General features: G+C 64.0%; 19 protein-coding genes. 9 read left to right on the top strand and 10 right to left on the bottom strand.

Annotation, left to right across the window (positions count from 1 at the left end):
- The first annotated feature begins 40 nt into the window (after positions 1-40).
- Positions 41-1,177, top strand: a complete 1,137-nt coding sequence (locus HX613_RS00365; protein ID WP_235343498.1) for an amidohydrolase family protein — start codon at positions 41-43, stop codon at positions 1,175-1,177.
- 23 nt (positions 1,178-1,200) lie between these two features.
- Here the strand turns inward: HX613_RS00365 and HX613_RS00370 are convergent, their stop codons facing one another.
- The 4 genes from HX613_RS00370 to HX613_RS00385 are packed head-to-tail and all read right to left on the bottom strand — an operon-like array spanning position 1,201 to position 6,905.
- A complete protein-coding gene (locus HX613_RS00370; protein WP_235343499.1) occupies positions 1,201-2,397 on the bottom strand; it encodes an acyl-CoA dehydrogenase family protein in 1,197 nt (398 codons plus the stop codon).
- A complete protein-coding gene (locus HX613_RS00375) occupies positions 2,394-3,698 on the bottom strand; it encodes a CaiB/BaiF CoA transferase family protein (protein ID WP_235343500.1) in 1,305 nt (434 codons plus the stop codon). Before HX613_RS00375 ends, HX613_RS00370 begins: the two co-directional genes overlap by 4 nt.
- Positions 3,699-3,724: 26 nt before the next feature.
- Entirely contained in the window at positions 3,725-5,437 is a 1,713-nt protein-coding gene (locus HX613_RS00380; RefSeq protein WP_235343501.1) for an acyl-CoA dehydrogenase family protein, read from the bottom strand.
- A 55-nt stretch (positions 5,438-5,492) separates the two neighbouring features.
- The gene (locus tag HX613_RS00385) at positions 5,493-6,905 is read right to left on the bottom strand and encodes an MFS transporter (RefSeq protein WP_235343502.1); all 1,413 of its coding nucleotides are present in this window, start codon (positions 6,903-6,905) and stop codon (positions 5,493-5,495) included.
- A 119-nt stretch (positions 6,906-7,024) separates the two neighbouring features.
- On the opposite strand from HX613_RS00385, the gene HX613_RS00390 reads away from it, so the two are divergent.
- The gene (locus tag HX613_RS00390; RefSeq protein WP_235343503.1) at positions 7,025-7,969 is read left to right on the top strand and encodes a LysR family transcriptional regulator; all 945 of its coding nucleotides are present in this window, start codon (positions 7,025-7,027) and stop codon (positions 7,967-7,969) included.
- A gap of 21 nt (positions 7,970-7,990) precedes the next feature.
- Here the strand turns inward: HX613_RS00390 and HX613_RS00395 are convergent, their stop codons facing one another.
- Positions 7,991-9,727, bottom strand: coding sequence for a CocE/NonD family hydrolase (locus HX613_RS00395; protein WP_235343504.1), 1,737 nt, complete (start codon positions 9,725-9,727; stop codon positions 7,991-7,993).
- Positions 9,728-9,804: 77 nt separating this feature from the next.
- Here HX613_RS00395 and HX613_RS00400 point away from each other — a divergent pair, with 77 nt between their 5' ends.
- The gene (locus HX613_RS00400; protein WP_235343505.1) at positions 9,805-10,413 is read left to right on the top strand and encodes a TetR/AcrR family transcriptional regulator; all 609 of its coding nucleotides are present in this window, start codon (positions 9,805-9,807) and stop codon (positions 10,411-10,413) included.
- 28 nt (positions 10,414-10,441) lie between these two features.
- Here HX613_RS00400 and HX613_RS00405 read toward each other — a convergent pair whose 3' ends face one another.
- The 4 genes from HX613_RS00405 to HX613_RS00420 all read right to left on the bottom strand — a co-directional run bounded on the left by HX613_RS00405 (position 10,442) and on the right by HX613_RS00420 (position 15,243).
- Positions 10,442-11,857 carry an aldehyde dehydrogenase family protein gene (locus tag HX613_RS00405; RefSeq protein ID WP_235343506.1) on the bottom strand — a complete coding sequence of 472 codons (1,416 nt, stop codon included), beginning with the start codon at positions 11,855-11,857 and terminating at the stop codon, positions 10,442-10,444.
- Between the two features lie 55 nt (positions 11,858-11,912).
- A complete protein-coding gene (locus HX613_RS00410) occupies positions 11,913-13,418 on the bottom strand; it encodes an APC family permease (RefSeq protein WP_235343507.1) in 1,506 nt (501 codons plus the stop codon).
- A gap of 133 nt (positions 13,419-13,551) precedes the next feature.
- Positions 13,552-14,517, bottom strand: coding sequence for a helix-turn-helix domain-containing protein (locus tag HX613_RS00415; RefSeq protein ID WP_235343508.1), 966 nt, complete (start codon positions 14,515-14,517; stop codon positions 13,552-13,554).
- A gap of 96 nt (positions 14,518-14,613) precedes the next feature.
- Positions 14,614-15,243 carry a TetR/AcrR family transcriptional regulator gene (locus HX613_RS00420; RefSeq protein WP_235343509.1) on the bottom strand — a complete coding sequence of 210 codons (630 nt, stop codon included), beginning with the start codon at positions 15,241-15,243 and terminating at the stop codon, positions 14,614-14,616.
- A 101-nt stretch (positions 15,244-15,344) separates the two neighbouring features.
- On the opposite strand from HX613_RS00420, the gene HX613_RS00425 reads away from it, so the two are divergent.
- Complete coding sequence (locus HX613_RS00425; protein ID WP_235343510.1) at positions 15,345-17,306, top strand: primary-amine oxidase; 1,962 nt, start codon at positions 15,345-15,347, stop codon at positions 17,304-17,306.
- A gap of 23 nt (positions 17,307-17,329) precedes the next feature.
- On the opposite strand, the gene HX613_RS00430 is transcribed toward HX613_RS00425, so the two are convergent.
- Positions 17,330-17,734: a winged helix-turn-helix transcriptional regulator gene (locus HX613_RS00430; RefSeq protein ID WP_235343511.1), complete on the bottom strand. Its 405-nt coding sequence runs from the start codon at positions 17,732-17,734 to the stop codon at positions 17,330-17,332.
- A gap of 93 nt (positions 17,735-17,827) precedes the next feature.
- On the opposite strand from HX613_RS00430, the gene HX613_RS00435 reads away from it, so the two are divergent.
- From HX613_RS00435 to HX613_RS00455, 5 genes are all read left to right on the top strand, one after another.
- Positions 17,828-18,853, top strand: a complete 1,026-nt coding sequence (locus HX613_RS00435) for an NADP-dependent oxidoreductase (RefSeq protein WP_235343512.1) — start codon at positions 17,828-17,830, stop codon at positions 18,851-18,853.
- Positions 18,846-19,718: an alpha/beta fold hydrolase gene (locus tag HX613_RS00440; RefSeq protein WP_235343513.1), complete on the top strand. Its 873-nt coding sequence runs from the start codon at positions 18,846-18,848 to the stop codon at positions 19,716-19,718. The genes HX613_RS00435 and HX613_RS00440 overlap by 8 nt, the downstream gene beginning before the upstream one ends.
- A complete protein-coding gene (locus HX613_RS00445; protein ID WP_235343514.1) occupies positions 19,718-20,917 on the top strand; it encodes an MFS transporter in 1,200 nt (399 codons plus the stop codon). The genes HX613_RS00440 and HX613_RS00445 overlap by 1 nt, the downstream gene beginning before the upstream one ends.
- Before the next feature lie 343 nt (positions 20,918-21,260).
- Positions 21,261-22,892 carry a GMC family oxidoreductase gene (locus tag HX613_RS00450; protein WP_235343515.1) on the top strand — a complete coding sequence of 544 codons (1,632 nt, stop codon included), beginning with the start codon at positions 21,261-21,263 and terminating at the stop codon, positions 22,890-22,892.
- A gap of 127 nt (positions 22,893-23,019) precedes the next feature.
- Positions 23,020-24,255 (top strand): threonine/serine ThrE exporter family protein, encoded by a 1,236-nt coding sequence (locus HX613_RS00455; RefSeq protein ID WP_235343516.1) that lies wholly within the window; start codon positions 23,020-23,022, stop codon positions 24,253-24,255.

Here is a 24,255-nt window from a genome sequence, read left to right on the forward strand (position 1 = left end):
CCATGAGGAACTGTACGGTAATGGGTCGTACAGTGACGATATGACTGTGCTGCACAATATCCGACTCGTCGATCCAGTAGGCAACGGTTCCCCCGCGCCGAAGGGCAACGGTTCTACCGCATCTGACTTCGACTCTTCTGCCTCGACCGGCGCCGAACTCGTCGATGTCGAGTTCTCCTCGACGATCACCTCCATCCGTCCGGCGACAAACCCGGACCCTGCCGCCGCCCGATTCCTGGTGCCCGGTCTCATCGACACCCACGTCCACCTCGGCGAACGCTCAAGGCTGATCGACGCCGTCAGGTCCGGACTGACCACCGTCGTCGACCTCGGCACCCACCCGGATTCGCTCGTGCATGAGCTTCAAGCCGACGACGCACTGCCGGCGATTATCAGTGCAGGTTCGGCCGCCTCGGCGCCTGGCAGCACCCAGATCGAGATGATGGGATTCCCTGCCGAATCCGGCGTCACCAGCCCCGACGACGCGAAGCGATTCCTCGACTGGCGAGTCGACAACGGCGCCGATCTCATCAAGATCATCATCGAGGACCCTGCCGCCACAGAGGTCCCGGCCCTAAGCATCGAGACGCTGAGGGCGATCGTCGATGGAGCACATGCGCGTGGGCTGCTGACCGTGGCACACGTCGTCACAGCGGCGGCCTTCGACCGCGGTCTCGACGCCGACGTCGACGTCCTCACCCATGCCCCGCTCGACCGAGCGCTGGAACCGCGAACCCTGGATCGGATGCGCGAATGCGGCACCGTCGTCTCCCCCACACTCGTGATGATGCGAGCAATGGCCGACGCCCGCCTCGGCGACCATGCGGATGCCGCCTTTGCGGTCGTATTCGATAATGTTCGCGCCATGCTCGCTGCGGGAATCACGGTCATCGCCGGCACCGATGCGAACGAAACTCCGTTCGCCCCGGTCCACCATGGGCCCTCACTGCACGACGAGCTCGACTACCTCATCACCGCCGGGATGACGACTGGGGAGGCGATTCGTGCGGCCACTTCGTCTGCCGCCGAGGCGCTGAACCTGCGTGATCGGGGCCGGATCGTCGAAGGTGCCCGGGCCGACCTCGTGCTCGTCGACCGCGATCCAATCACCGACGTCGGAGCTCTGCGCACCCCCGCCGAGGTATGGGTGGCAGGAGTCTCGCGGCACCGCTCCTAGGGTCGGCCGTTCCAATCCGGGTTCTACCTGAACGCCTGCTCACCGGTGATGTGGCGGCCGAGGATGAGCGTGTGAACCTCGTCGGTGCCTTCGTAGGTGCGCACGGATTCGAGATTGTTCGCGTGACGCAGCGGTGAGTATTCGAGCGTGATGCCGTTGCCGCCGAGCATCGTGCGCGCCTCCCTGCAGATGGCGATGGCCTCGCGGCAGTTGTTGAGTTTGCCGACCGAGATCTGGACCGGGTCGAGATTTCCTGCGTCCTTGAGCCGCCCCGTCTGCACGGCGACCAGAATCCCCTTCTGGATCTCGAGGACCATGTTGACGAGCTTCTCCTGCGAGATCTGATAACCGGCCAGCGGCTTATCGAACTGGAGACGCTCCTGCGCATACTTCAGCGCCACCTCGTAGGAGTCACGGGCCGCGCCCATCGCGCCCCACATGATTCCGTAACGGGCCTCATTGAGGCAGGAGAACGGGCCCTTCAGCCCTCTGACCTCGGGCAGGATGGCATCGGCTGGGAGGACAACCTCGTCGAGCGTGATGTCGCACTGGATCGAGGCGCGCATCGACAGCTTCTGCTCAATCGGAGTCGCCGTGAAGCCTGCAGTGTCGGTGGGGACGAGGAAGCCGCGGATCCCGTCGTCGCTCGCAGCCCAGATGACGGCGACGTCGGCGATCGAGGCCAACCCGATCCACCGTTTGGCACCGTTGAGCGTCCAGGTGCCGTCGTCGCCGCGCGTGGCAGTCGTGGCCATGGACGCTGGGTCGGACCCCGCGGTGGGTTCGGTCAGGCCGAAGCACCCGATGATCTCGCCCTTGGCCATGCCCGGCAGGTACCGGTTCTTCTGCTCCTCAGAACCGAACTTGTGGATCGCAGACATCGCCAGTGATCCCTGAACCGAGACGAAGGTGCGCAGTCCGGAGTCCCCGGCTTCGAGTTCGAGTGCGGCGATGCCGTATTCGACTGCGGATCGGCCGGGGCATCCGTAGCCGTGAAGGTGCATGCCGAGGAGCCCCAGATCGCCCATTTCGCGCACGATCTCAACAGGGAAATGCGCGTTCTCGTACCATTCGGCGATGTTCGGGCGGATCCGCTCGTCGACGAAGTTCCGGACCGCGGCCTGGAGCTCGAGTTCGGCCTCGCTGAAGAGACCGGCCAGATTGAGCAGGTCGGAGTTATCCCGGTTCGCCTGATCGCGGTCGGTGGTGGTCGTGGTCATGTCAGTCTCCAGTCGTTGTCGAGATGGCGGTCGTCGTTGTCGAAGTGGCCGTCGCCGCGGGTGGGGGCAGCGGTCGGTGCTGTCGGTGCCTTGGCGGTCGGATGCGATCCCGCGCCGAGGATGTCCTCCGTATCCGCGCCCAGTACGGGTGGTGCGGAGCGGACCGGAGGGCGAACTCCGTTGAAGTTGACGGGGAAGGCCACCTGTCGCATCGGTCCGGCGGTGGGGTGCTCGACGGTCTGAACCATTCCCAGGGCCTCGGTCTGCGGATCGGCATAGACCTCGTCGAGGTGTTTGATCGGTGCTGCCGGGATACCTGCGGCCGAGAACTTCTCACACCAGTGGTCGACAGAGTTAGTGCGCAGAGTGCGGGAGAGCTCCTCGTTGAGGAACTCCCTGTTCTCCACACGTCCCCGGTTGGCCATCAGACGTTCATCGTCGCCGAGGTCGGGGCGATCGATGACCGTGCACAGACCCTGCCAGAGTGAATCGTTGCCGATGGCGATGACGAAGTAGTCATCGGCGGCAGGATAAGCCTGGTAGGGCACGAGGTTGGGGTGACCGGAACCCAGAGCCTGTGGGCGTTTGCCGTCGGCGAAGTAGTTCGTCGCCCAGTTCACGTGCAACGCCAGTTGCCCTTCGTAGAGGGAGGTCGTCAGGTACTGGCCGCGGCCGGTCCGGCTTCGTTCGAAGAGCGCAGAGACGATGCCGATGATTCCGAACAGTCCCGCACCCAGGTCGCCCATGGCGAAGCCTGACTTCATCGGCGGGCCGCCTGCCTCACCGGTTAAGGACATGAGGCCGCCGCGAGCCTGGGCGACCATGTCGTAACCGGGTTCATCGCGCATCGGGCCGTGGTCCCCATAGGCGGAGATGTGGAGGATGACGAGGTGCGGAAACAGCGCCGAGAGTTCCTTGTAGTCAAAGATCGTCTGCAGGGAGCTGCCAGGCCTGAAATTCTCGACGAGGACATCGGCCTCGGCCAACAGTTCGTGGACCTGCGCCCGTCCCCGATCGGATTTGAGGTCGATCGTCACGGACTTCTTGCTGTGGTTGGCGGCGTGGAAGTAGGTGGCATCGGCGCCGACCATCGGCGGGCCCCAGGCACGTGTCGGGTCTCCCCCATCAGGGTGCTCGATCTTGATCACCTCGGCACCGAGGTCGGCCAGTGACATCGTGGCATAGGGTCCGGCGAGGATCTTCGAGAGGTCGATGACGCGCACGCCGGCGAGTGGTCCTTCGAAACTCCCGCCTGCCGCAGTGCTCACATCGGGAGTGGATTCTGTTTCTGTGGTTCTCACGACTTGCTCCGGTGTTGTGCGTGGCTTCAGGCCACGGGTGCGGGTGTTGGGACGACATCGGCTGGCACAGCGTCGCGGGGCACGGTCTCGCCATCGACGATGTCCTCGAAGTGAGACAGGGTCTCGACCACGGTGTGCTCGTCGCCTGTGATGTTGCCGCCGATGAAGGCCTTGGCGACGAGCAGCTTGCGGAAGTTGGCATCGCGGGTGACTTCGGCATCAGCTTGTTCGAGCAGCAGGGTAGCCATGATCAGCTGCGCCAGATCGTCGGCATAGCCGCCGATGAGAGCTTCGCCGGCATCAGCCTCGGCATTCAGAACCGCGTCACCGCGATCGACGATCGTGCTCCATCTGTTCAGAAGCTCACGGAGCTCAGGGCCCGCCTCGGCGAGGGTGATGGGGGTCAGCTTCTCTTCCATCGTCTTCGCCAGGAGGCGGTGGGTGTCTTGTTTGCGCATACAGCGCAGGACGTCGAGGGCGATGACATTGCTCGAGCCTTCCCAGATGGAGCCCAGGTGGGAGTCGCGGACGAGGCGAGCATCGGGGAATTCCTCGATGTAGCCGCGACCTCCGCGGACCTCCATCGCCTCTCCGGTGACGAAGCGAGCCCGTTTGCAGATGTAATGTTTGGCCAGCGGGGTGAGCACGCGGATCTGTGCGGCCGCGGAATCGTCGCCGGCATCGGCCCGTTGGAGCATGTCACCGCAGTAGAAGACGAGTCCGAGTGCGGCTTCGGCTTCGGCCTGCAGCGGCAGCAGGGTCATGCGCATCAGGGGTGCTTCAATGAGGGTCTTGCCGAAGACCACACGTGTGCGGGCGTGGGTGAGCGCTTCGTTGATCGACCGGCGCATGAGCGCGGTGGCACGCATCGCGTTGGACAGTCGGGAGGTGTTGACCATCTCCGCCATCTGCCGGAACCCGCGTTCGAGCGCCCCGACCTGCACGGCATAGGCACCGTTGAGGGTGACCTCACCGCTGGGCATGGACCTGGTTCCGAGCTTGTCCTTGAGCCTGTCGATGACATAGGAGTTCTTCGTCCCGTCCGGACGGTGCTTGGGCAGCATGAACAGTCCGACTCCACGTGTGGTGTCATCGCCGCCGGGAAATCTGGCGAGGGTGAGGATGACGTCGGCGTCCGGGTTCGAGGCGAACCATTTGCGGCCGGACAGCGCCCAGTTTTCGCCGTCGCGTTCGGCGACCGTCGAAGTCTGGGCGATGTCGGTGCCAGCATGGATCTCGGTCATGAACATCGCACCGGTGAACCGACGATCGGGATCGGTCGAGATCAGACGATCGATCGCCTCGGCGTTCTGCTCGCCTTCGCCGAATTTCCGCAGGGTCCTGGCTGCGGCATCGGTCATCGACACCGGGCAGGCCAGACCGAACTCGGCCTGGACGAAGACGTAGGAGAGGATGTACTTCACCAGGTGAGGCGGCACGTCGTCCCAACCATGGAGACCGCGATGGGAGAGCGCGGAGAGACCGTACTCCTCGTAGGCGGCCTTCTGCAGTTCCTGGTAGCTGGGGTGGTATTCGATACTGTCGACGCGATCGCCCTCGCGGTTGAACTGAGCCAGAGTCGGCGGGTTCTTGTCGGCAACGTCAGCCAACGGTGCGAGCCTGTCGGCAGCATCGGCACCCAGAGCGGTGAGCACGGGGGCTAGGCGCTCCCGATCTGCTGACTCGAGATAGGACTCGATGAGGGGCTGCAGGGCTGGGTCGAGATCGACGTAGTTCATGGTTCCTTCTCTGGTCATCGGTGGTTGCTGTGCTGATCGGTCGGATCGGTGCCGATCAGAGGCTGGTTGCGGGTGCCGTGATGGCGGAATCTGCCGGATTCGCCGAGGTGGTTCCTTCCTTCGCGATGTGCCCAACTTCTCCTTCGCGGTTGATCCAGGACTTTCCGCGCAGCAGCAATGACATACACACAATGGAGATGAGGACGTATCCGAGGCCGAGGCAGACGACGACCCAGATCGATCCAGTTGTGCTGAGCAGAAACTGGCTGAGGAAAGGCGCGGTGCCCGCGAACAGAGCCGTCGAAACCTGATAGGCCACGGAGATCCCGGTGTAGCGGATGGTGGTGGGGAACAACTGAGCGAGGACGCCGGCTAGTGCCGCGTAGTACATTGCGTGGGGCGCGGTGGCCAAGACCATGCCGAGCATCGCCAGTCCGTAGTTGCCGGTCTGGATAAGGAGGAACATCGCCGGCAGCAGCACCAGTTCTGGCAGCAGCATGACGAGGATGGCTTTTTTGGTGTCGATCTTCGACGCAAGGATGGCTCCGAAGGGCTGGATGATCACCTGGGCGATGAGGGCCACAGTCACGATCTGAAGGAATTCGGTGCGCCCGAAATCCAGGTCGGTCGTCGCCCAGGACAGCGCGAAGGTGGTTTTGACGTAGGTGATGGCCACGCCGGTGACGACGGCGCCGATGGCCAAGCCGACGACCTTCCAGTGGTCACGCAGCAGTTCGACGATCGGGGTGCGCTTCTGCGGTGCTTTCTCCGTCGCTGCAATCATCTCGGGAGATTCGGTGATCTTGAGGCGAATGTAGAGACCGACGGCAATGAGAATCGCCGAGGCGAGGAAGGGAATTCGCCAACCCCAGGCACCGAAGTTCTCCGCGCTCATATAGGTCAGTCCGAGGAAGGAGACGGTAGCCAACAGATTGCCCACCGGCGAACCCTGCTGCGCAAAGGCGCCGTAGAGGATCTTCTTGCCAGGCGGCGCGAACTCGGTCGCGATGAGGACCGCACCGCCCCATTCGCCTCCCATAGCGACTCCCTGGATGATGCGGAGGAGGACCAAGAGGATCGGAGCCATGAAGCCGATCTGCTCGTAGGTGGGCAGGAGGCCGACGCCGACCGTGGCCATCCCCATCAGCAGGAGTGTCGTGATGACGGTGTTCTTCCGACCGAATTTGTCGCCGAAGTGACCGAAGATGACGCCACCGAGTGGCCGGGCGATGAAGCCGACGGCGAACGTGGCGAAGGCGGCGAGTGTGCCCATCGCTGGGCTGACTTCCGGGAAGAAGAGCTTGCCCAGCACCAGCGCCGAGGCGGTGCCGTAGATGTAGAAGTCGAACCATTCGATGGTGGTGCCGACGAAGGCTGCGGTGCCAGCGCGGCGCCCCTGCTTGGGATCGACTGTCGAAGCTGGTGTCGCGTCCGTGTCGCGGATCGGCGCTGATCCAAGGTTGCTCATGTCTGCTCTCTCGTTGCTGGAGGTGGTGGCTCAATCTGTGCCAATGATCACTGTTCCACTTGTATTACTCAGAGTCCAAGACGTAATCTCTAGGGTATTAATTGGATGTTGTTATTAATATGGCATCGCTGGTCGACGCGGGAAGCCTCGCCGCCCCTCAAAGGAAGGTTCATGGGATGGAGCTGCGGCACTTCGCGGCATTCACTGCTGTGGCGCAGGAGCTGCATTTCGGTCGGGCCGCCGAGACTCTGCACATCGCCCAACCTGCGCTGAGCCAGATGATCCGTTCGCTGGAGAAGGACATGGGGGTGCAGCTGTTCGAACGCACCACACGCAGGGTCAGACTCACGTCCTCCGGTGAGGCACTCCTCGAACCAGCTCAGGCGATCCAAGCCCAAGTCGACGGGGCTCGTCGCATCGCCCGGGCCGCGCAGGAAGGTGTGGTGGGCCGGGTGAAGATCGGATTCGGCGGCACCAGCGGCTATTCGATCCTGTCGCGGCTGTCGAGGGAAGTGGCCCGCCGACAGCCGGGGATCAACCTCGACCTGCATCCGCAGACGTATTCCGGAGAGGCCGCGCTGGCGGTCCGTGACGGGACGATGGATCTGGCTGTGATCAGCCCACCCTCGCCTGCCGGGGTCGATGTCCACGTCATCCGGCAGGAGCGGGTGATGGTTGCCATTCCCACCGGTCATGCGCTTGCCGATCGTGACTTGGTCTCGATAAGCGAGCTGACTGACCAGCCGTTCATCTCCTATGCCCCGTCGCATGGCTCCCAAGTCCGTGAGGTGATGATGCGACTGGCTGATGAGGCCGGATTCCTCCCTCACATCACACAGGAGGCCCCCGATCCTTATAGCCTGCTCGCACTCGTCGGTGCGCAGGTCGGAATCGCGATTGTCGTCGAATCCTCAGACCACATCCGCATCGACGGCGTCACCTATGTTCGCCTCGCCGAGGGTGGGGATGCCTTCACCCTCGCGTTGGGTTGGCGCCGCAACAACCCTTCGGAGGCCCTGGCTCGGGTGATCGAGATCGTCAGGGAGATTCTGCCCGAGGCCTAAGCAGGCGACTTGCTTCGCCGACTACTTGAGCACAGGCAGCTGGAGGTAGGAAGCATTCTCTCCACCTGTGTGAATCACATGCTGACCGCTGTTCGCACCGACGTACTCCTGGATTCCCGGCATCATCGTACCCAGCAGGTTCCGTGAGCTGATGACGAAGCGCAGCCGCTCTCCGGGGTGGAAGGCCAAACCGATGGGAAGCAGGTCGATCTCCACTTCGGTGACCTGACCCGGCTGCAGCTTCTCGACCCGGTCGAAGGTGTGGGCAGGCACATCCTCGGTGGACAGCGCCTCGTCGAGGTGGCGCATCGAGACGCGCAGTCTTCCGTCAGATCCTTTGTATTTCAAGATCGTCGCCCCATGATCGGTGACATCATGGATCCGGGCATTCTGGTTCGGCACAGTGAAGGCCTGCAGCGGAGTCCCGTGTGCGTCGAATTTCTGGATCAGTACGAACAGGTCCATGTCATCGGAACCGCGGGCCTCGACCCACAGGTGGGCCTTCGGGTATCCGACCAGTTCGGTCTCTTCATCGAATCGGGTGATGAAGGAGACCGCGTTCGGGGTGGCGTCGATGTCGTAGCCGACTTCCGCCGAGGCGGCCGGTGCCGATGGTGTCAGGCTCCGCGAGTTCGCCTCGAGGTAGAACTTCGTCGACTCCGCCTCGGCGGGTGGGAATGATTCGGCAGGGATGCCGGTACGGTCACCACCTTCGAGGTCGAGGACCGAGTAGCGCACCCGCGGCGTCTCGTCCCACCCGTTGTTCTCACCCTTGAGATAGCGGTCGAAGAATCGGCGAAGGTCCTCGACATTGGCTTCGTCGTAGTAGTCGGGCCATTCCTGAGAGTTGTGGATCCGCAGCCACTTCTCGTCCGGGACAATCCGCCTCCAGGCTCGGAAGGTGCCTGCAGTGTGCAGGGTGTTGGAGTAGCTGGCCACGACGTAGGCGGGCACGTTGATCCGGTCGAGCTCGGGGATCTTGTTCTCCCACAATTCGTCCATCAGAGGATGAGCATCAACCTCAGCGAGAATGTCCTCTTTCCGGTTCTTGCCGAAGAAGCTTCCCTCCTGGAGCTGGCGAGCGAACCCGGTGTCGGGCATTCCGCCGCGCATCACGAGGTCACGGTAGACGTCGCTGACTCCTTCCCAAGGGTTGATCGCGGCGAGGTGCGGGGGCTGTTCGGCCGCGGTGAACCACTGCGAGACAGCCAAGTAGGACGTTCCGCTCATGCCGACTTTCCCGGAGCACCACTCCTGACCGGCAAGCCATTCGACGACGTCAAAGCAGTCCCGACCCTCCTGTCGATCCCAGAGCACGCTGTCGCCGTCGGAGTCCACGACACCTCGGATGTCGGGATTGGCGATCGCGTATCCACGGGCGCACCAGTATGCGGGATCCGGGCCTTCGAACTTCTCGAGACCGGAGACGAGCGAGTTGTCGAGTCCGACGAGTCCGAAGACTCCCATGACACTCGCCGAGGTGCCCTGGGCCTTGCCATAGGGACTCCAGGCCACGATCACCGGAACCTGCTCGGCTCCTGCCGGGCGGAAGATGTCGACGTGGACGGTGGTGCCGTCGCGCAGCTGGACGGGAGTGTCCTTCTCGAACACGATATCGACCGGCAAGTCACGGAACTGCGGTGCGATTCGGAAGCCGGCTTCAAGGGTTCTGGTACCCGGATCGAAGGCGGTGAGAATGCCGGTCCTGGCCTCCGGCAGCGGGCTGGATGGAATGTACGTCTTCTGGTCATCGCTCATGATAAGAGCCTACGTCCGCATCGGTCACAAACTCAACACGCGTTGAGTTAAATTTTCCTGGGAGATACATTTGTCTTATGAGCAAGGACAGCAAATCGTCGTCAATGACCCGGCGCGGCAGGCGCCCCGGGTCCGGAAGCACCCGCAAGGCGGTCCTCGATGCCGCACGGGCTCGGTTCGCGAACCAAGGATTCACCGACACGACGATTCGCCTCGTCGCCGCCGATGCCGGGGTCGATGCTTCCCAGGTGATGCAGTTCTACCGCTCGAAGGAGGAGCTCTTCGCCGCGGTGATGGCTGTGCCGGCTTCGGCATTGCAACGGTTCGACACCGCCTTTGAGGGACCCGACGACCACCTCGGCGAACGAGTCGTGCGAGCGTTTCTGCACGCCTGGGAATCTGTCCCCGAGGAATCACAGCCGCTGATGGCGATGTTGCGCGGTGCGATCGTCAATGAGAACGCCAGCAATCAGCTGGCCGATTTCATCCAGTCCCGGCTGCTGGAGGGCACTGCGGATAACAGTGATGCCAGCGCCGCATTGCGCGCAGCACTGGCATCGTCGATGCTCGTCGGCATCGTCACCGGCAGGTCTGTCGTCGGAGTGCCCACTCTCGCCGAGGCGGCGGTCGACGACATCGTCGCTATCACCGCGCCGGCAATCCAGCAGATCCTCACTGACGGCTGAGCCAGGGACCCGCTGACTCCGGTGAGTGTTACCAGCTGATCACGTGTGGGACGCTGACGTGCTTGAGTCCTTCGAGACCGAACTCGAGGCCGAAGCCTGACTTCTTCACACCGCCGAAGGGGATGCGCGGGTCCACGGCGCCGTGCTTGTTGATCCAGGTCGATCCTGCCTCCAGGCGGGCCGCGACCTTCTTGCATTCTTCGAGGTCACTGCCCCACACGGAGGAGCCGAGTCCGACTTCGAGCTCATTGGCCCAGGCGATGGCTTGCTCCAGATCCGTGTACTTGATGATTGGCAGGGCCGGACCGAATTGCTCCTCGGCGACCAGTGGGTTGTCGTTGTCGATGTCGGAGACGAGCGTGGTCGGGTAGAAGTAGCCGGGCTGATCGGCGACAGGATCACCACCGGTGAGTACGCGCGCTCCCCCGTCCTTGGCTGCCTGGACGAGCTTGGCGACGATGTCGTACTGCTGCTTGTTCTGCAGCGGACCGAGGACGTTGCCCTCCTCGAGGCCCACGCCCATCGGTGACTGTTTGGCCACCTCGACGAGAGCATCGCAGACCTGGTCGTACAGCGACTCAGGCACGTAGAGGCGCTTCATCGCCGCACAGGTCTGACCGGTGTTGATGAACGCGCCCCAAAACAGGTCGCCGGCGATGGCAGCGGGATCGGCGTTTTCGAGCACGATGCCTGCGTCATTGCCGCCCAGCTCCAAGGTCAGACGGGCCAGGGTGTCAGCTGCCGATCGCATGATTGCCTGACCGGTCTTCGTCGATCCGGTGAACATGATCTTGTCGACATCTGCATGAGATGTCAGGGCCGCGCCGACCTCGCCGCTGCCGGGAACCACGGTGAGAACGTCGGCGGGCAGGACCTGGTTGATGACTGCGACGAGTGCCTGCACCGACAAAGGCGTGTACTCGGAGGGCTTGAGAACGACGGTGTTGCCCATCTTCAACGAGGGGGCGAACTGCCACACGGAGATCATCATCGGCCAGTTCCAGGGCCCAACTGCTCCGATGACGCCGACGGGTCCGTAGTGGAGGTCGGCATGGGTCTCCTCGTCGTCGACAAGAACTTCAGGCTCGAGCTCGAAGGCGGCATTGGCCCGCAGCCATGCGGCGCAGGCACCGACCTCGAAGCGGGCATTGGGTCCGTTGAGCGGCTTGCCCTGTTCACGCGAGAGCAGTTCGGCCAGTGCCTCGGCGGAGGCTTCGACCGCGTCAGCGGCCTGGTTCAGCAGATCGCTGCGCTCCTTCGACGTCCGCGACGCCCATTCCGGCTGAACCTTGCGTGCAGCTGCGACGGCGGTGTCGATGTCGGCGGCGCTGCCCTCACGGGTGCGACCGACGACCTCGCCGGTGGCAGGATCGAGCAGTTCTCGACCGTTGGGGTCTTCGATGATCGACAGCAGTCCTGCGAAGGTGGTGAGGTCGGTGCTCATGATTCTCCTTTTCTGGGGGTGGATCGTGTGGTCATGGGGTGGGTATGGCGAGGTCTCATCCCAGGCTTCCACCTGAACCGACACCTGCATAGAGCTGTGGGCGCCTCGCTCGGAGGACGAGGGCCCAGGCGGTGCCGATGATGCCGGGCACAAGCACGATGGCGGGCAGCAGCCAGGAGAGCACCGAGGTGCCTTCGAGGCCGATGAGGACGTTGAAATTGATGACGATGGACATGAACAGAACGATAAGCCCCAGCGCCGAGAGCCCTGGTGCGATCGCCCTGGTCCACAACGAATATTCGCGCGAGTGAGAGCGCAGGAATCCGACCACGGCCAGCGCGGTCAGCGCCATGAGCAGGACGAGTCCGAAGGCCCCCATGTTCGTCAGCCAGGTGAAGAGGGTGACAACAGGGAAGAGCGGATCCTCACTGCCGGCGCCGACGAATGCGAAGACGAGGATGACGATGAGAGCGATCCCTGACTGGGCCAGAGACCCGGCAACGGGTGCACCCGTTCGGCGGGAGGTTCTGGCGAGGACGGTCGGCAGCACCCGATCACGGCCGAGGGCGAAGAAGTATCGCGCCACGATGTTGTGGAAGGCGACGAGCGCGGCCAGCAGCGAGGTGAGGAAGAGCAGGTTCGCGAGGTCGACGAACCATACCGGGGCATGCTCACCGAGGAAGACGAACATGAGATCGGGACCGAACTTCTGAGACCGCCCGACGACGCTCGAAGCGCCTTCGCCCACGGTCATCGCCCAGGCGGAGAACGCGTAGAAGACGGCGATGATGCTCACAGCGATGATCGTCGCCCGGCCTGCTGTTCGCTTGGGGTCCTTGACCTCTTCGTTGTAGATCGCACCGGATTCGAAGCCCATGAACGCCGCGATCGAGAATGCCAGCGCCGCGCCGACTCCGGGCGCGAAGAGCTGGTCGGGCAGCAGTCCGTCGGCGGTGACGCCTTCGGGACTGTGACTGAAACCGATGATGTCGAAGACGATGACGACGAGGAACTCGGTGCCGACGATGATCCCGAGGACCTTCGCGGAGAAGTCGACACGGCTGATGCCCATGAGTCCGACGATCACCCAGGCGATGAGCGCACAGATCCACCAGGCGACCTGCAGACCGAAGAGGGAATCGAGGAAGGAGGAGAAGACGAAGCCGAACATTCCGGCGATGCCGATCTGCATCGAGTTGTAGGCGACCAGAGCCGTCAGAGCGGCTCCCATCCCCACGGGCTTTCCCAGCCCTTTGGAGATGTAGGCGAAGAAGGCACCGGCATTGTGCACGTGTCGGCTCATGGCCGCATACCCGATCGCGAAGAGGACGAGAATGATGCCGAGGACGACGAACGACAATGGGATTCCGAGGAGACCGGTGACCGCGAAATTGCTCGGGACGCCGCCGGCGACCACGGTCAGGGGCGCCGAGGCGGCGATGATCATGAACACGAGCGCCGGCGTTCCGATCCGGCGCGCCCCGAGACCTGCTCTTGAGTGACTCGAGGCTGTGGTGCCTTCCGCCTCGGCGCCGGTGCCGAGGATTCCGTGCGTGCTCATGTGATCCACCTAACAGAAAGGATTGTCTGTTCAGGATCTCGCACCGAAGCCAGCCATGTCTTGGCTTTGGAAGCACTCCGCTTGACGCTCGACGCAGTCTTCACGTGCGCCTCGGATCACGCCGACTAGCGCCTCAGCCCAGGCAGCCTCTGCGGTACTGGGCCGGCGGCCGGCCCACAACACTGCGGAAGAGCCGGGAGAAATGAGCAGGATCGCTCAGTCCCCAGCGGGCCCCGATCGCGGCGACGGGCACCCGAGCCTGCAACGGGTCCGCAAGATCCAGGCGACAGCGGGCGATCCGACGCCTGCGGATCTCTCCGGAGACCGTTTCGCCGCTGCCTTCGAAGATCTGGTGGAGGGCCCGCACGGACATGAAGTGTGCGGCGGCGATCGTCGAGGGCGAAAGCTGCGGATCCGCGAGGTTCGCATCGATGTACTCAGTAATCTCCGCCCAGAGCTGCTGCCTCTCCCCCGGTGCATCCCTCGCCTCGGTGAGCTCATCGGCCATGACGGTGGTGAGCAGGTCGACGACGTTGCCGGCCAGCCTGATCCCGACCGACCTGTTGAGAGTGGGAAGCATGGCCCCGGCCTGGGTGATGATCTGCGTGGCGACCGCACCGAGCTGATGCTCAGCGCCGATCGAGGTCGCGGTGAGTTGGCCGACGGTGTCGGCGGGCAGATTGACCCGCGACTGCGGGAACATCATGACGTAGGAGGAGAAGTCGCAGTCGAAGCTCAGGGTATAAGGACGCGAGGTGTCGTAGATCGCCAGCGAGCCGGGTGCCAGGGACACCTCTCGACCGTCCTGGATGAGCAGCCCGTGTCCTTTGAGCTGGAGTGAGACCTTGTAGTAGCTGTCCGGACTCGGGGCCGAGCCGTTGGAGTCGGTGTCAGTGCCGCGAGCAATCAGGTTCGGCGTCCGCAGCACCGCGTGAGGATTGGCAGAGATGTGGGACATGACGACGGAGTCGTAATCGCGCGCGCTGATTGCTCCCCGGAATCCGCCGCGGCGCTGGGGCTCTGTGTCCAACGGCACGAACGAGTCCGAGACGAGGGACTTCCATCCGTCGAAGTCCGATGCTGTGTTCTCAAGTAACATCTTCGTCCTCTGCAGAAACGACCGATCGTCGACCTCTGCGTCGGCGATCACTTGGCGCTCACTCTATCCCCAACCGAGCGGGGAGTCACGAGCACTTCATGATTTACCGACCGATTGGTCATTGTCCTTCAGCGCTGCGGCCGACATGCGGTCGATGACATAGTCGAGCTGGGCACGGAAGCCCGCGAAGTCGACGGTCTCACCACCGATCATCGCGGCGGTCTGGGCACCAAGCAGATATGTCAGGAGGACATCGGCCGCGGGCTCGAGGGCCACCTCGGCAGCCAAATCACCATCATCACGGGCCTGCCCGAGCCAGCCGAGGATCCAGGTCCGCCACCGTGCCATGGTCTCGCGCGTGGTGCGGGCATGATCGGGACTTTGGGCCACCTCGGCGAAGAAGGACAGGACGACCCTGGCCTCGTCGTGGAGCTCGGGCGTGATCGGCAGGACCTCCGAAGCGAAGGCACGCAGAGCGTCGACCCCTCGCAGGTGCGAGGTCGAGAACTCGACGCGGCGATTCGTGGCATCGAAGACGAACAGGTAGGTGGCCTCGAGCAGGTCGGACTTGGATGGATAGTAGGACTTGATCGCACCGTTGGCGAAGCCCGCCTCGGCGGCGATGTCGCGCATTGTCGCCCCGGCAAGCCCCTGCCTGACGATGATCCTCAGGGTCGCCTCGACGAGTTCGCGCCGACGCTGGTCGTGATCGACGATCTTGGGCATACGTCCTCCGGTTCACTTCGGCGGCGGCTCTTGACTTTAATTTCTACAAGTGTAGGTTATTACGTGAGTCAGCACACACATTTCGTTGCAAAGGTGCACACATGTCCTGCCATTCCACTCCCGCCGAGCCGTCCCCTCCGAGCACCCCCACCCCGTTCTCGCTGCCCACCGAGGATGAGATCGCGACCGTCACGACGGTGCTGCGCGAGGCCGGGCACTTCCCCGCCGAGGCGCGCATGGCCTACGTCGGACTGCTCGATCCCGTGCGCGGCCAGGCCCGCACCGCCGCCGAGGTGGACCGCCGTTTCCGTGCCTTCATCATCGACAAGACCGCTGGCACGGCCCGCGACATCATCGTGTCCGCAACGCATGCCCGGGTCGATTCCGTGACCGAAGTGGACTCCACGAGCGAGGGTGAGTTCCCCGTCATGGAGGAGGAGTTCGGAATCGTCGAGGAGGTGCTTGCCGCAGACCCGAAGTGGCAGGAGATCCTCGCCCGTCGCGGCCTGCCTGTCGAACAGGTGCGTGTGGCACCATTGTCCGCGGGCGTCTTCGAATACCCGGAGGAGAGTGGTCGGCGGATCCTGCGAGGCCTCGCCTTCCACCAACAGCATGAGACCGATTCCGCGTGGGCGCACCCGATCGACGGCCTCGTCGCCTATGTCGATGTCACGAACAAGTCAGTCGATCAGATCCTCGACCTCGAGGATGTCCCGGTGCCTGCCGAGCACGGGAACTACACCGACCCCGAACTGACCGGTCCGATGCGCACCACGCAGAAGCCGATCGAAATCACCCAGCCCGAAGGCCCGAGCTTCACCCTGTCCGAGGGCAATCACATCGAGTGGGAGAAATGGTCACTCGATGTCGGCTTCGACATGCGTGAAGGTCTGATCCTCCACAACATCGCCTTCACCGACGGCGAGCGCACCCGTACGATCCTCGACCGTGCCGCCATCGCGGAAATGGTCGTACCCTACGGCGATCCCTCACCGGTGCGGTCCTGGCAGAACTATTTCGACACCGGCGAGTACCTCGTCGGGCAATGCGCGAACTCACTCGAACTGGGGTGTGACTGCCTCGGTGACATCACCTACCTCTCCCCGTGGGTGGCGAACAACCTCGGCGAGCCGCGGCAGATCAAGAACGGCGTCTGCATGCACGAGGAAGATGCCTCGATCCTGGCCAAGCACTCGGACCTGTGGTCCGGTGTCGATTACACCAGACGCAACCGACGCTTCGTCGTCTCCTTCTTCACCACCGTCGGCAATTACGACTACGGCTTCTACTGGTACCTCTACCTCGACGGCACCATCGAGTTCGAGGCCAAGGCCACGGGAGTCGTGTTCACCTCGGCACTGCCGGACGGATCGAGCGATTTCGCCTCGGAGATCGCGCCCGGGCTGGGTGCTCCGTTCCATCAGCATCTCTTCGGGGCGCGTCTCGACTTCGCCCTCGACGGCGGCAAGTGCCGAGTCGAAGAGGAAGACGTGGTGCGCCTGCCGGTCTCCGAGACCAATCCGCGCGGCAACGCCTTCAGCCGCAAGCGCACGGTGCTGCGGTCCGAGCGTGAAGCTCAACGGGATGCTGATCAGTCGGTGGCCAGGACCTGGGTGGTGTCGAATCCGGAGTCGGTCAACCGCCTCGGCGAGCCTATCGGGTACAAACTTCATCCCACGGGACTGCCGACTCTGCTGGCGGCCGAGGATTCCTCGGTTCACCGGCGGGCGACGTTTGCGTCGAAGGCGCTGTGGGTATCGCAGTATCACGAGGACGAACGCTATCCGACCGGTGATTTCCCGAACCAGCATCCCGGTGATGCCGGACTGCCGGGCTGGACTGCTGCTGACCGCAACGTCGATGGCGAGGATATCGTGCTGTGGCACAGTTTCGGCCTCACGCACTTCCCCCGAGTCGAGGACTGGCCGATCATGCCCGTCGATACCGTCGGCTTCAAGCTGCGCCCGGAAGGGTTCTTCGACCGCTCCCCTGTCCTTGATGTTCCTGCGCCGGCCTCGGGTGGACACTGCGAAGGATCCGACGGCGGCTGCTGCGAGGGCTGAGGCTCTTACTCAGGACTCCGGCTTCAGAGGTGCGCTTCCCGCAGAGAGCGCAGTCGGTCCTCAAGACCGTCGGGGCCCTCGGCAGCGAATGCGGGAGCATTCCCGGCGGTGCTCGGGTCGATCGTCGCGCCGAGTCGGCCGAGCTCGACGAGGACTGGAATGACTTCGAGTCCGCGCTCGGTCAGCGAGTACCGACCCTGCTTGCCGCGGCCGACCTCCGATTTGCGGAGGAATCCGGCCGCAGTCAGGTCGGCCAGCCTGCGAGACAGGACAGGCGCGCTGATACCCTCATCGCTTCGGGCGAGCAGTTCACGAAACGAACGTCGATCGCGCATCGCGATATCGCGCAGAATCAGCAGGCTCCATTGGTCGCCGAGCATCTCCAGCGCACGGTTGATCGGGCATTTCGACCGTGGGGTGGTGATCATGCGAGCTCCGAAGTGATTGCAAAGTGTTACTGGATAGCTCTAGGGTACTACTGGTAACAGAATGTAACTACCTATGCTTGCCAGGAGCTCACAATGAAGGCGTTCGTCCTCGAGAAGTACGGATCCCCACTGCGGCAGACCGAGATGCCCGTTCCGAGCCCCGCACCCCATGAGGTGCTTGTGCGCATGGTTGCGTCCGGCATCAACCATGCCGATGAGCGGCTCAGGGTCGGCGAGTTTAAAGCCCTCTTCCCTGTCAGCTTTCCCAAGGTCATGGGCGGCGAATTCGCTGGAGTCGTCGTCAAGGTCGGTGCCGCAGTCACCGATTTCACCATAGGCGAGACCGTGTACGGATATGTGGGCTTGTCGGCCGCCGGGACCCTTTCGGAGTTCGTCCCCGTCGATGCTCGGGCCGTAGCACGTGCGCCGGAATCGCTGAGCCTGGTTGAGGTCGCGGGCCTTCCCGTCGCAGCACTCACTGCATGGCAGGCCCTGGTGGACATGGGGCACACGGCAGAGGGCCATACGGTTCTCGTGCACGGCGGCACCGGAGGTGTCGGCTCTGTTGCGATCCAGCTCGCCAAGCATCTGGGGGCTACCGTCGCCACCACTGTCTCGACGAAGAACATCGATGCCGCTCGAGAACTCGGCGCAGACATCGTCATCGACTACACACGCGACGACCTTGTGCAACGCCTCGACAGCACTCCGGTCGACCTCGTCCTCGACACTCAGGGCGGGACCACACTTCTGACTTCGCTTGAGGTGCTGCGCTCCGGCGGCACAGTCATCGGAGTCACGGGACCGCCAGAACCGATGTTCGCCCGCCGCATCGGAGTCAATCCGGTGGTCCGGCTGGCCATTCGAGCCATGAGTGCACGTGTGCGCCGCAGGGCGCGCGCCCTCGGCGTCACCTACCGATTCCTGTTGATCGCTCCCGACGGCGCCGCCATGCAGAAAGTGGCGGAACTCGTCGACGATCGGATCCTTCGCCCGATCATCGATCGTGCACGGGCTTTCGACGAGACCCACGAGGCGCTGGACGATGTGCTCGCCGGTGGCACACGCGGCAAGATCGTGGTCACCACCGATCCGAAATCGGTGACCGCTCGTGGATGAGAAGTTCGCTCTGCAGCGCCCGACCACCTGGGCCTCGACGCCCAATCGCCGCATCGTCGCCGGTCAGCATATGTTCGTCTATCGTGATCTGGGCCCGGATCGGGGCGTCCCGCTGGTCCTCCTCACTCACCTCGGCGCCACACTCGATGAGTGGGATCCGAGGTTCGTCGATGCAATGGCCACCGACCGGCGAGTCATCGCCGTCGACTTGCCCGGTGTGGGCGGTTCTACAGGCCAGGTCCCGGGCACCGTCGCAGAGATGGCGGATTCCGTCGAAGGATTCGTGACCACCCTCGGACTGACCCAGTTCGACCTGCTCGGTTTCTCACTTGGTGGATTCATCGCACAGCAGGTGGCGCTGGAGGCCCCGGGGCTCGTGCGACGGCTGGTGCTTGCCGGCACCGGCCCTGCCGGCGGGGCCGGAATCGACCATCCGACCGGCGGCACCTATATCTACTGGGACATGGTTCGGGCCTCACTGGCCCGCACCGATGCGAAGGAGTTTCTCTTCTTCCCTCGCACTCGCGCAGGAAAAGCGGCGGCGCGGGCCTATCTTGCTCGTCTGCGTGAGCGGGTCATGGACCGAGATGAGCCCATCTCGCTCTCGTCCTTTCACCGTCAGATCTCGGTCATCGGAGCCTGGGGACGGGCAGCTCCCCAGGATCTGTCCCGCATCAGTGCCCCAACACTCATCGCCAATGGCGACCACGACCGGATGGTGCCCACCGCTCTATCGCGCGATATGCATGCGCGCATCCCCGGCAGTGCGCTCATCATCTACCCCGACTCCGGGCACGGCGGAGTGTTCCAACACGGAGACGAGTTCACCGCCGCGGTCCGCTCCCACCTCGGCGCCGACGACTGATGCCCGCGCTGCGCAGGCTGGGCAGGACGGGCGCCTTCTGGGCCTCGGCATCGGTGCTTGCGCTAGTGCTGTGGTCGAGCGGGGCGCCGAGCGTGCTCTATCCGATCTACGCCCAGAAGTGGGATCTGAGTCCGGCCGTCATCACATTGGTGTTCGCCGCCTATCAGCTTGCGCTGATCGTTGTCCTCCCACTCTTCGGCAATCTCTCGGATCAGTTCGGGCGTCGCCTGGTGATGATCTGGGGCGTGGCCCTGATCGCAGCCTCGGCAATCACTTTCGCCATCGCCCCGAACGTCACGTTCCTCTTCGTCGGACGTGTGCTCCAGGGAGCCGGTTCCGGGCTGGCGATGGGTGCCGCGACGGCGTCCCTGGTCGAGAACAATACGACGGGCAATGCCCGATTCGCCAGTTCTCTGGCGACCGTGTCGACGGCAGCCGGGCTCACCCTGGCGCTTGTGTTCAGCGGAGTGTTCGCCCGTTTCATCCCCATGCCCCTGTTCTGGAGTTACATCCTCCTCCTGGGACTGACCATCACTGCCGGGATCGCGCTTGCTCTGACCCCGCACGATCACCCCTCACAAACACGCCGCTGGCGGCCCCAACCTCTGCGCCTCGCTCCGGGACTGCGTCTGAGCTTCTCGATCGCGACCTTGTCGGTTTCGCTGGCCTACTGTGTGGGTGCGATCTTCCTCTCGCTCGGAGCACACATGATCGGCCAGTTCACCCACACGACCAACGCGGCAACGGTGGGTGTGCTGTTGGGATGCTCCTCGGCGGCGATCGGTGCCACCGGCCTGCTGCTCGCACGTATCCGCCCACTCGTCTCGGTACTGGTGGGGACGCTGCTGACCCTCGTCAGCCTTGCGCTCATGGCCGCAGCGGCGACTTTCGGGACGATCGGACTGTTCCTGGCCTGGTGCCTCGTCGGCGGGGTCGCCTACTCGTTCGCGTTCACCGGCGGGCTGGGCGTGATCAACCAGGCGACCACTGTCCATCACCGAGGCACGACCCTATCCCTGCTCTATCTCATCGCCTATGTTCTCCAGGCTGCCACGGCCATCGGCATGGGCGCTCTTGCCACCGCCGGCACTCTGGGGGCAGCGATCAGCGTCGCCTCTGCCGTGATAGCCGGTCTGTGCCTGGTGTCGCTGGTGCTCATCATTCTCGGTGCGCGAACACGGCGCTCAGCGGCACGTTGATCGGGTGCCTCACCGAGGTGGGCGAAATGAACTCAGGTCTGCCTGAGCTTCAGAGCTGGCGGAAGAAGTCGTCCGTGGTCTCATCGGTCATCGATTCGGGAAATACGACGTCCATGCGTGCAACGAACAGCATTCGTGCTTCCTGTGTTTCTTGAAAGAGCCTTCGAACTGTCACCTTAGGCCCTTTCTCCGATCGGGCCGAATTTCAGCGGGACGCTCCTCTGGCTGGACGTGGCAGCTCGAATTGACCCTCCGCGCACAGGTAGCGGCACAGCTTGCCCGTGCGTGCAGAGTCGGCGACCGCCCCCTGTACCGCAGTGAACCAGATCACTAGTCTGGCGGCATGAATGCCACCACCGCGGACAGCGCAGTCAGCCCAACAGGTTCGATCACCGCGCACAGTGAGACCTTCCCGACCGAACTGCCCACCGAGCACTTCGACTATGTGGTCGTCGGTGCCGGATCCTCCGGGTGCGTCATCGCCCGCAGGCTCATCGACGCCGGTAAGAAGGTCTGCCTCATCGAGGCCGGAGGGGACGAGACTAACCCGAACATCGACCACCTCAACACCCTAGGCCTGCTCTGGCATTCGGCTCAGGATTGGGACTACTACACGACCCCGCAGCCGGGCGCGATGAATCGCAAGATCCACCTGCCGCGCGGCAAGGTCCTCGGCGGTTCCAACGCCCTCAACGCCGTGATCTGGGTCCGCGGCGATGCCTGGGACTACGAGCAGTGGGTCGAATCGGGCTGCCCCGGCTGGTCCTGGGACGAGGTCCTGCCGGTGTTCAAAGCCATCGAGACCTACGACGGTGAGATCACAGAGACACGCGGCACCGATGGCCCGATGGATGTGCGCATCGACTACGAACGCAACCCGATCCAGGAGGACATGGTCGCATCGGGTGAGCAGACTGGCCTCGACTACAACCCGGACTACAACTCAGGCAGCGTCGAAGGCATCTCCCGGATCCAACTCAACGTCCGCGACGGAAAGCGATTGAATACGTGGCGGGCCTACCTCAAGCCCCGCCTCGGCGATGGGAATCTCACGATACTCACGTCGACACATGCTCGTCGTCTCCTCACCGAGGACACGCAGATCACCGGCGTCGAGGTCGACTTCCGCGGACGGGTGGGGACGCTGAACGCAGACGAAGTCATCCTCACTTCGGGGGCGCTGGCCTCACCGGAACTGCTCATGCGCTCGGGAATCGGTCCCGCCGATGAGCTGCGCGAGGTCGGGGTCGAGCCGATCCACGACCTGCCGGGTGTGGGTAAGAACCTCCAGGATCACTGGCTCTCCCCGGTCATTTTCACCACCGGCTCCGAGCCCGTGCCGATGGGTGAGGTCGCCCCCGCAGAGGTGCATCTGTTCTGGAAGTCCGACCCGGACCTTCCGGTGCCCGACACCCAACCGCTGTTCTTCTCCGTGCCGATGTACGCCCAGGACTCCGCGCCGAACGTGCAGACGGGACCGGACAACGGCTTCACCATGCAGGGCGGGCTCGTCCGGCCGAAGAGCCATGGTGAGGTCACGCTCAGTGGGCCGAACCCGCAGGACCCGGCGCTGGTCAACCCGAATGTGCTGTCCGAACAGGCCGATGTCGACGCCCTCGTGGCCTCGGTGAAGCAGTGCCGGGAGATAGGACGCGCCGAGGCCCTGGCACATTGGCAGCCCACCGAGATCTTCCCCGGCCCCGAGGTGACCGATGAGGATCTCGAGGACTACGTTCGCGGATCTGTCGTGACCTACCACCACCAGGTCGGCACCTGCCGGATGGGACAAGATGAGACGTCCGTCGTCGACCCGCAGTCGTTCAAGGTCCACGGACTCGAGGGACTGCGCATCGCCGATGCCTCGATCATGCCGCAGGTGCCCACCGGCAACACCAACGCCCCGACGATCATGATCGCCGAACGCGCGGCGGCCGTCCTCGTCGGCTCCTCCGTCGAGGGGATCACCGCCCCCTGACCCACCCAACTGCTACCTGACGGCGGCCCAGCAACCTCGCGCTAAGTTGCTGGGCCGCCGTCAGGTAGCAGTTGGGGGCTGGTAGTCTTCGATTCCGTCGGCTGAACTGCGATCGAGAGGGGCACGCGTGTCCGAGGCGAGCGATTCGACGCAGGACTCCCAGGAGCTGCTGGTCACCATCGGGGCGGGGCTGCTCGCGGGCGGAATCTCCTCGGTCGACGTCGAGGATGCTTTGACCGGCCTTGCCCGCACGCTGGGCATCAGCAAGTTTCGCATCGCGGCCCTCCCCCGTGGACTGTTCCTCACATCCGCTTCCGGGGATTCGACGAAGTTCGAACGCATCGGTCCCGACCTGCGCTTCGATCAGACGGCAAAGCTCCTCGACATCGTCGACGCACTTCGTGCACGGCGACTCTCGGTCGAGGCCGCGGGACGGATGATCGAAATCGAGGTCCACGCGAGGCCGCCGCGGTGGCCCGTTTGGCTCTCCCGCCTCGGCGCCGTCCCCATCGGAGTCGGACTGTGTCTGCTGCTCGAGCCCGGTCTGATCAATCTGGCGTTCGCGGCCTTCGGCTCGCTCATCGTCGCAGGCATCCTGGCAGTCAACGGTCGCTGGCCCAACCTCAGCCCGCTGCTGCCGGTGAGCTCGGCGTTCATCGTCTCCGTCATCGTGCTCATCGGCTACAGACTCGACTGGCTTGAGAGTCCCCTGCGCACGATCGTCGCGACCCTCGCGCTGCTGCTTCCTGGCAGCGCCGTGGTCACCGGGCTGACCGAAATCTCGGCCGGAGCACTCTCTGCCGGCAGTTCACGGCTCGTCTCGGCCACGGTGCAGCTGGCGATGTTCATCGCCGGGGTCGCCGGCGCCGCCGCGATCACCGGAACCGGGGCCGAAGCACTGCGGAACACTCAGCTCACCGATTCGGCCTGGCAGCTCTCCGCTCTCGGTGTCCTCTCCGCCACCATCGGGCTGATGATCTACCTGTATACCCCGCTCGAGCACACGCTGCCGATCGTTCTCACGATCGCGGTCGCCGCGCTGGCACAGCTGGGCATCGGGGCCGAGCTCGGTGCCGCCGTGGGCGGTCTTGCCGGAGCACTGACCGCCTCATTGGTCGCCGTCATCCTCTCCCGCCTGCCCCGCGGGCCGATCTGGCGAATCAGCTACGTTCCCGCATTCCTCATCGTCGCACCCGGCTCGTTCGGCCTGCTCAACGCCTCGCAGCTCGAGTTCGGCGATGGCAGCAGTGTTGAGGGCGGCCTGCTGGCGGCCGGGGCAACATTCTTCTCGATCGCCATCGGCACGGTCATCGGCGCGGCCATCGCTCACGCCGTCGAACCCAAGGACGAGATCGTCGCCTGA

The organism is Brevibacterium sp. UCMA 11754 (assembly GCF_021532275.1).
Lineage (GTDB): Bacteria > Actinomycetota > Actinomycetes > Actinomycetales > Brevibacteriaceae > Brevibacterium.

Bases quoted from the DNA above. Each gene is read 5' to 3' on its own strand.
- HX613_RS00365 (WP_235343498.1), top strand. From the start codon at position 41: ATGACTGTGCTGCACAATATCCGACTCGTCGATCCAGTAGGCAACGGT.
- HX613_RS00370 (WP_235343499.1), bottom strand. From the start codon at position 2,397: ATGACCACGACCACCACCGACCGCGATCAGGCGAACCGGGATAACTCC.
- HX613_RS00380 (WP_235343501.1), bottom strand. From the start codon at position 5,437: ATGAACTACGTCGATCTCGACCCAGCCCTGCAGCCCCTCATCGAGTCC.
- HX613_RS00385 (WP_235343502.1), bottom strand. From the start codon at position 6,905: ATGAGCAACCTTGGATCAGCGCCGATCCGCGACACGGACGCGACACCA.
- HX613_RS00390 (WP_235343503.1), top strand. From the start codon at position 7,025: ATGGCATCGCTGGTCGACGCGGGAAGCCTCGCCGCCCCTCAAAGGAAG.
- HX613_RS00395 (WP_235343504.1), bottom strand. From the start codon at position 9,727: ATGAGCGATGACCAGAAGACGTACATTCCATCCAGCCCGCTGCCGGAG.
- HX613_RS00400 (WP_235343505.1), top strand. From the start codon at position 9,805: ATGAGCAAGGACAGCAAATCGTCGTCAATGACCCGGCGCGGCAGGCGC.
- HX613_RS00405 (WP_235343506.1), bottom strand. From the start codon at position 11,857: ATGAGCACCGACCTCACCACCTTCGCAGGACTGCTGTCGATCATCGAA.
- HX613_RS00410 (WP_235343507.1), bottom strand. From the start codon at position 13,418: ATGAGCACGCACGGAATCCTCGGCACCGGCGCCGAGGCGGAAGGCACC.
- HX613_RS00415 (WP_235343508.1), bottom strand. From the start codon at position 14,517: ATGTTACTTGAGAACACAGCATCGGACTTCGACGGATGGAAGTCCCTC.
- HX613_RS00420 (WP_235343509.1), bottom strand. From the start codon at position 15,243: ATGCCCAAGATCGTCGATCACGACCAGCGTCGGCGCGAACTCGTCGAG.
- HX613_RS00425 (WP_235343510.1), top strand. From the start codon at position 15,345: ATGTCCTGCCATTCCACTCCCGCCGAGCCGTCCCCTCCGAGCACCCCC.
- HX613_RS00430 (WP_235343511.1), bottom strand. From the start codon at position 17,734: ATGATCACCACCCCACGGTCGAAATGCCCGATCAACCGTGCGCTGGAG.
- HX613_RS00435 (WP_235343512.1), top strand. From the start codon at position 17,828: ATGAAGGCGTTCGTCCTCGAGAAGTACGGATCCCCACTGCGGCAGACC.
- HX613_RS00445 (WP_235343514.1), top strand. From the start codon at position 19,718: ATGCCCGCGCTGCGCAGGCTGGGCAGGACGGGCGCCTTCTGGGCCTCG.
- HX613_RS00450 (WP_235343515.1), top strand. From the start codon at position 21,261: ATGAATGCCACCACCGCGGACAGCGCAGTCAGCCCAACAGGTTCGATC.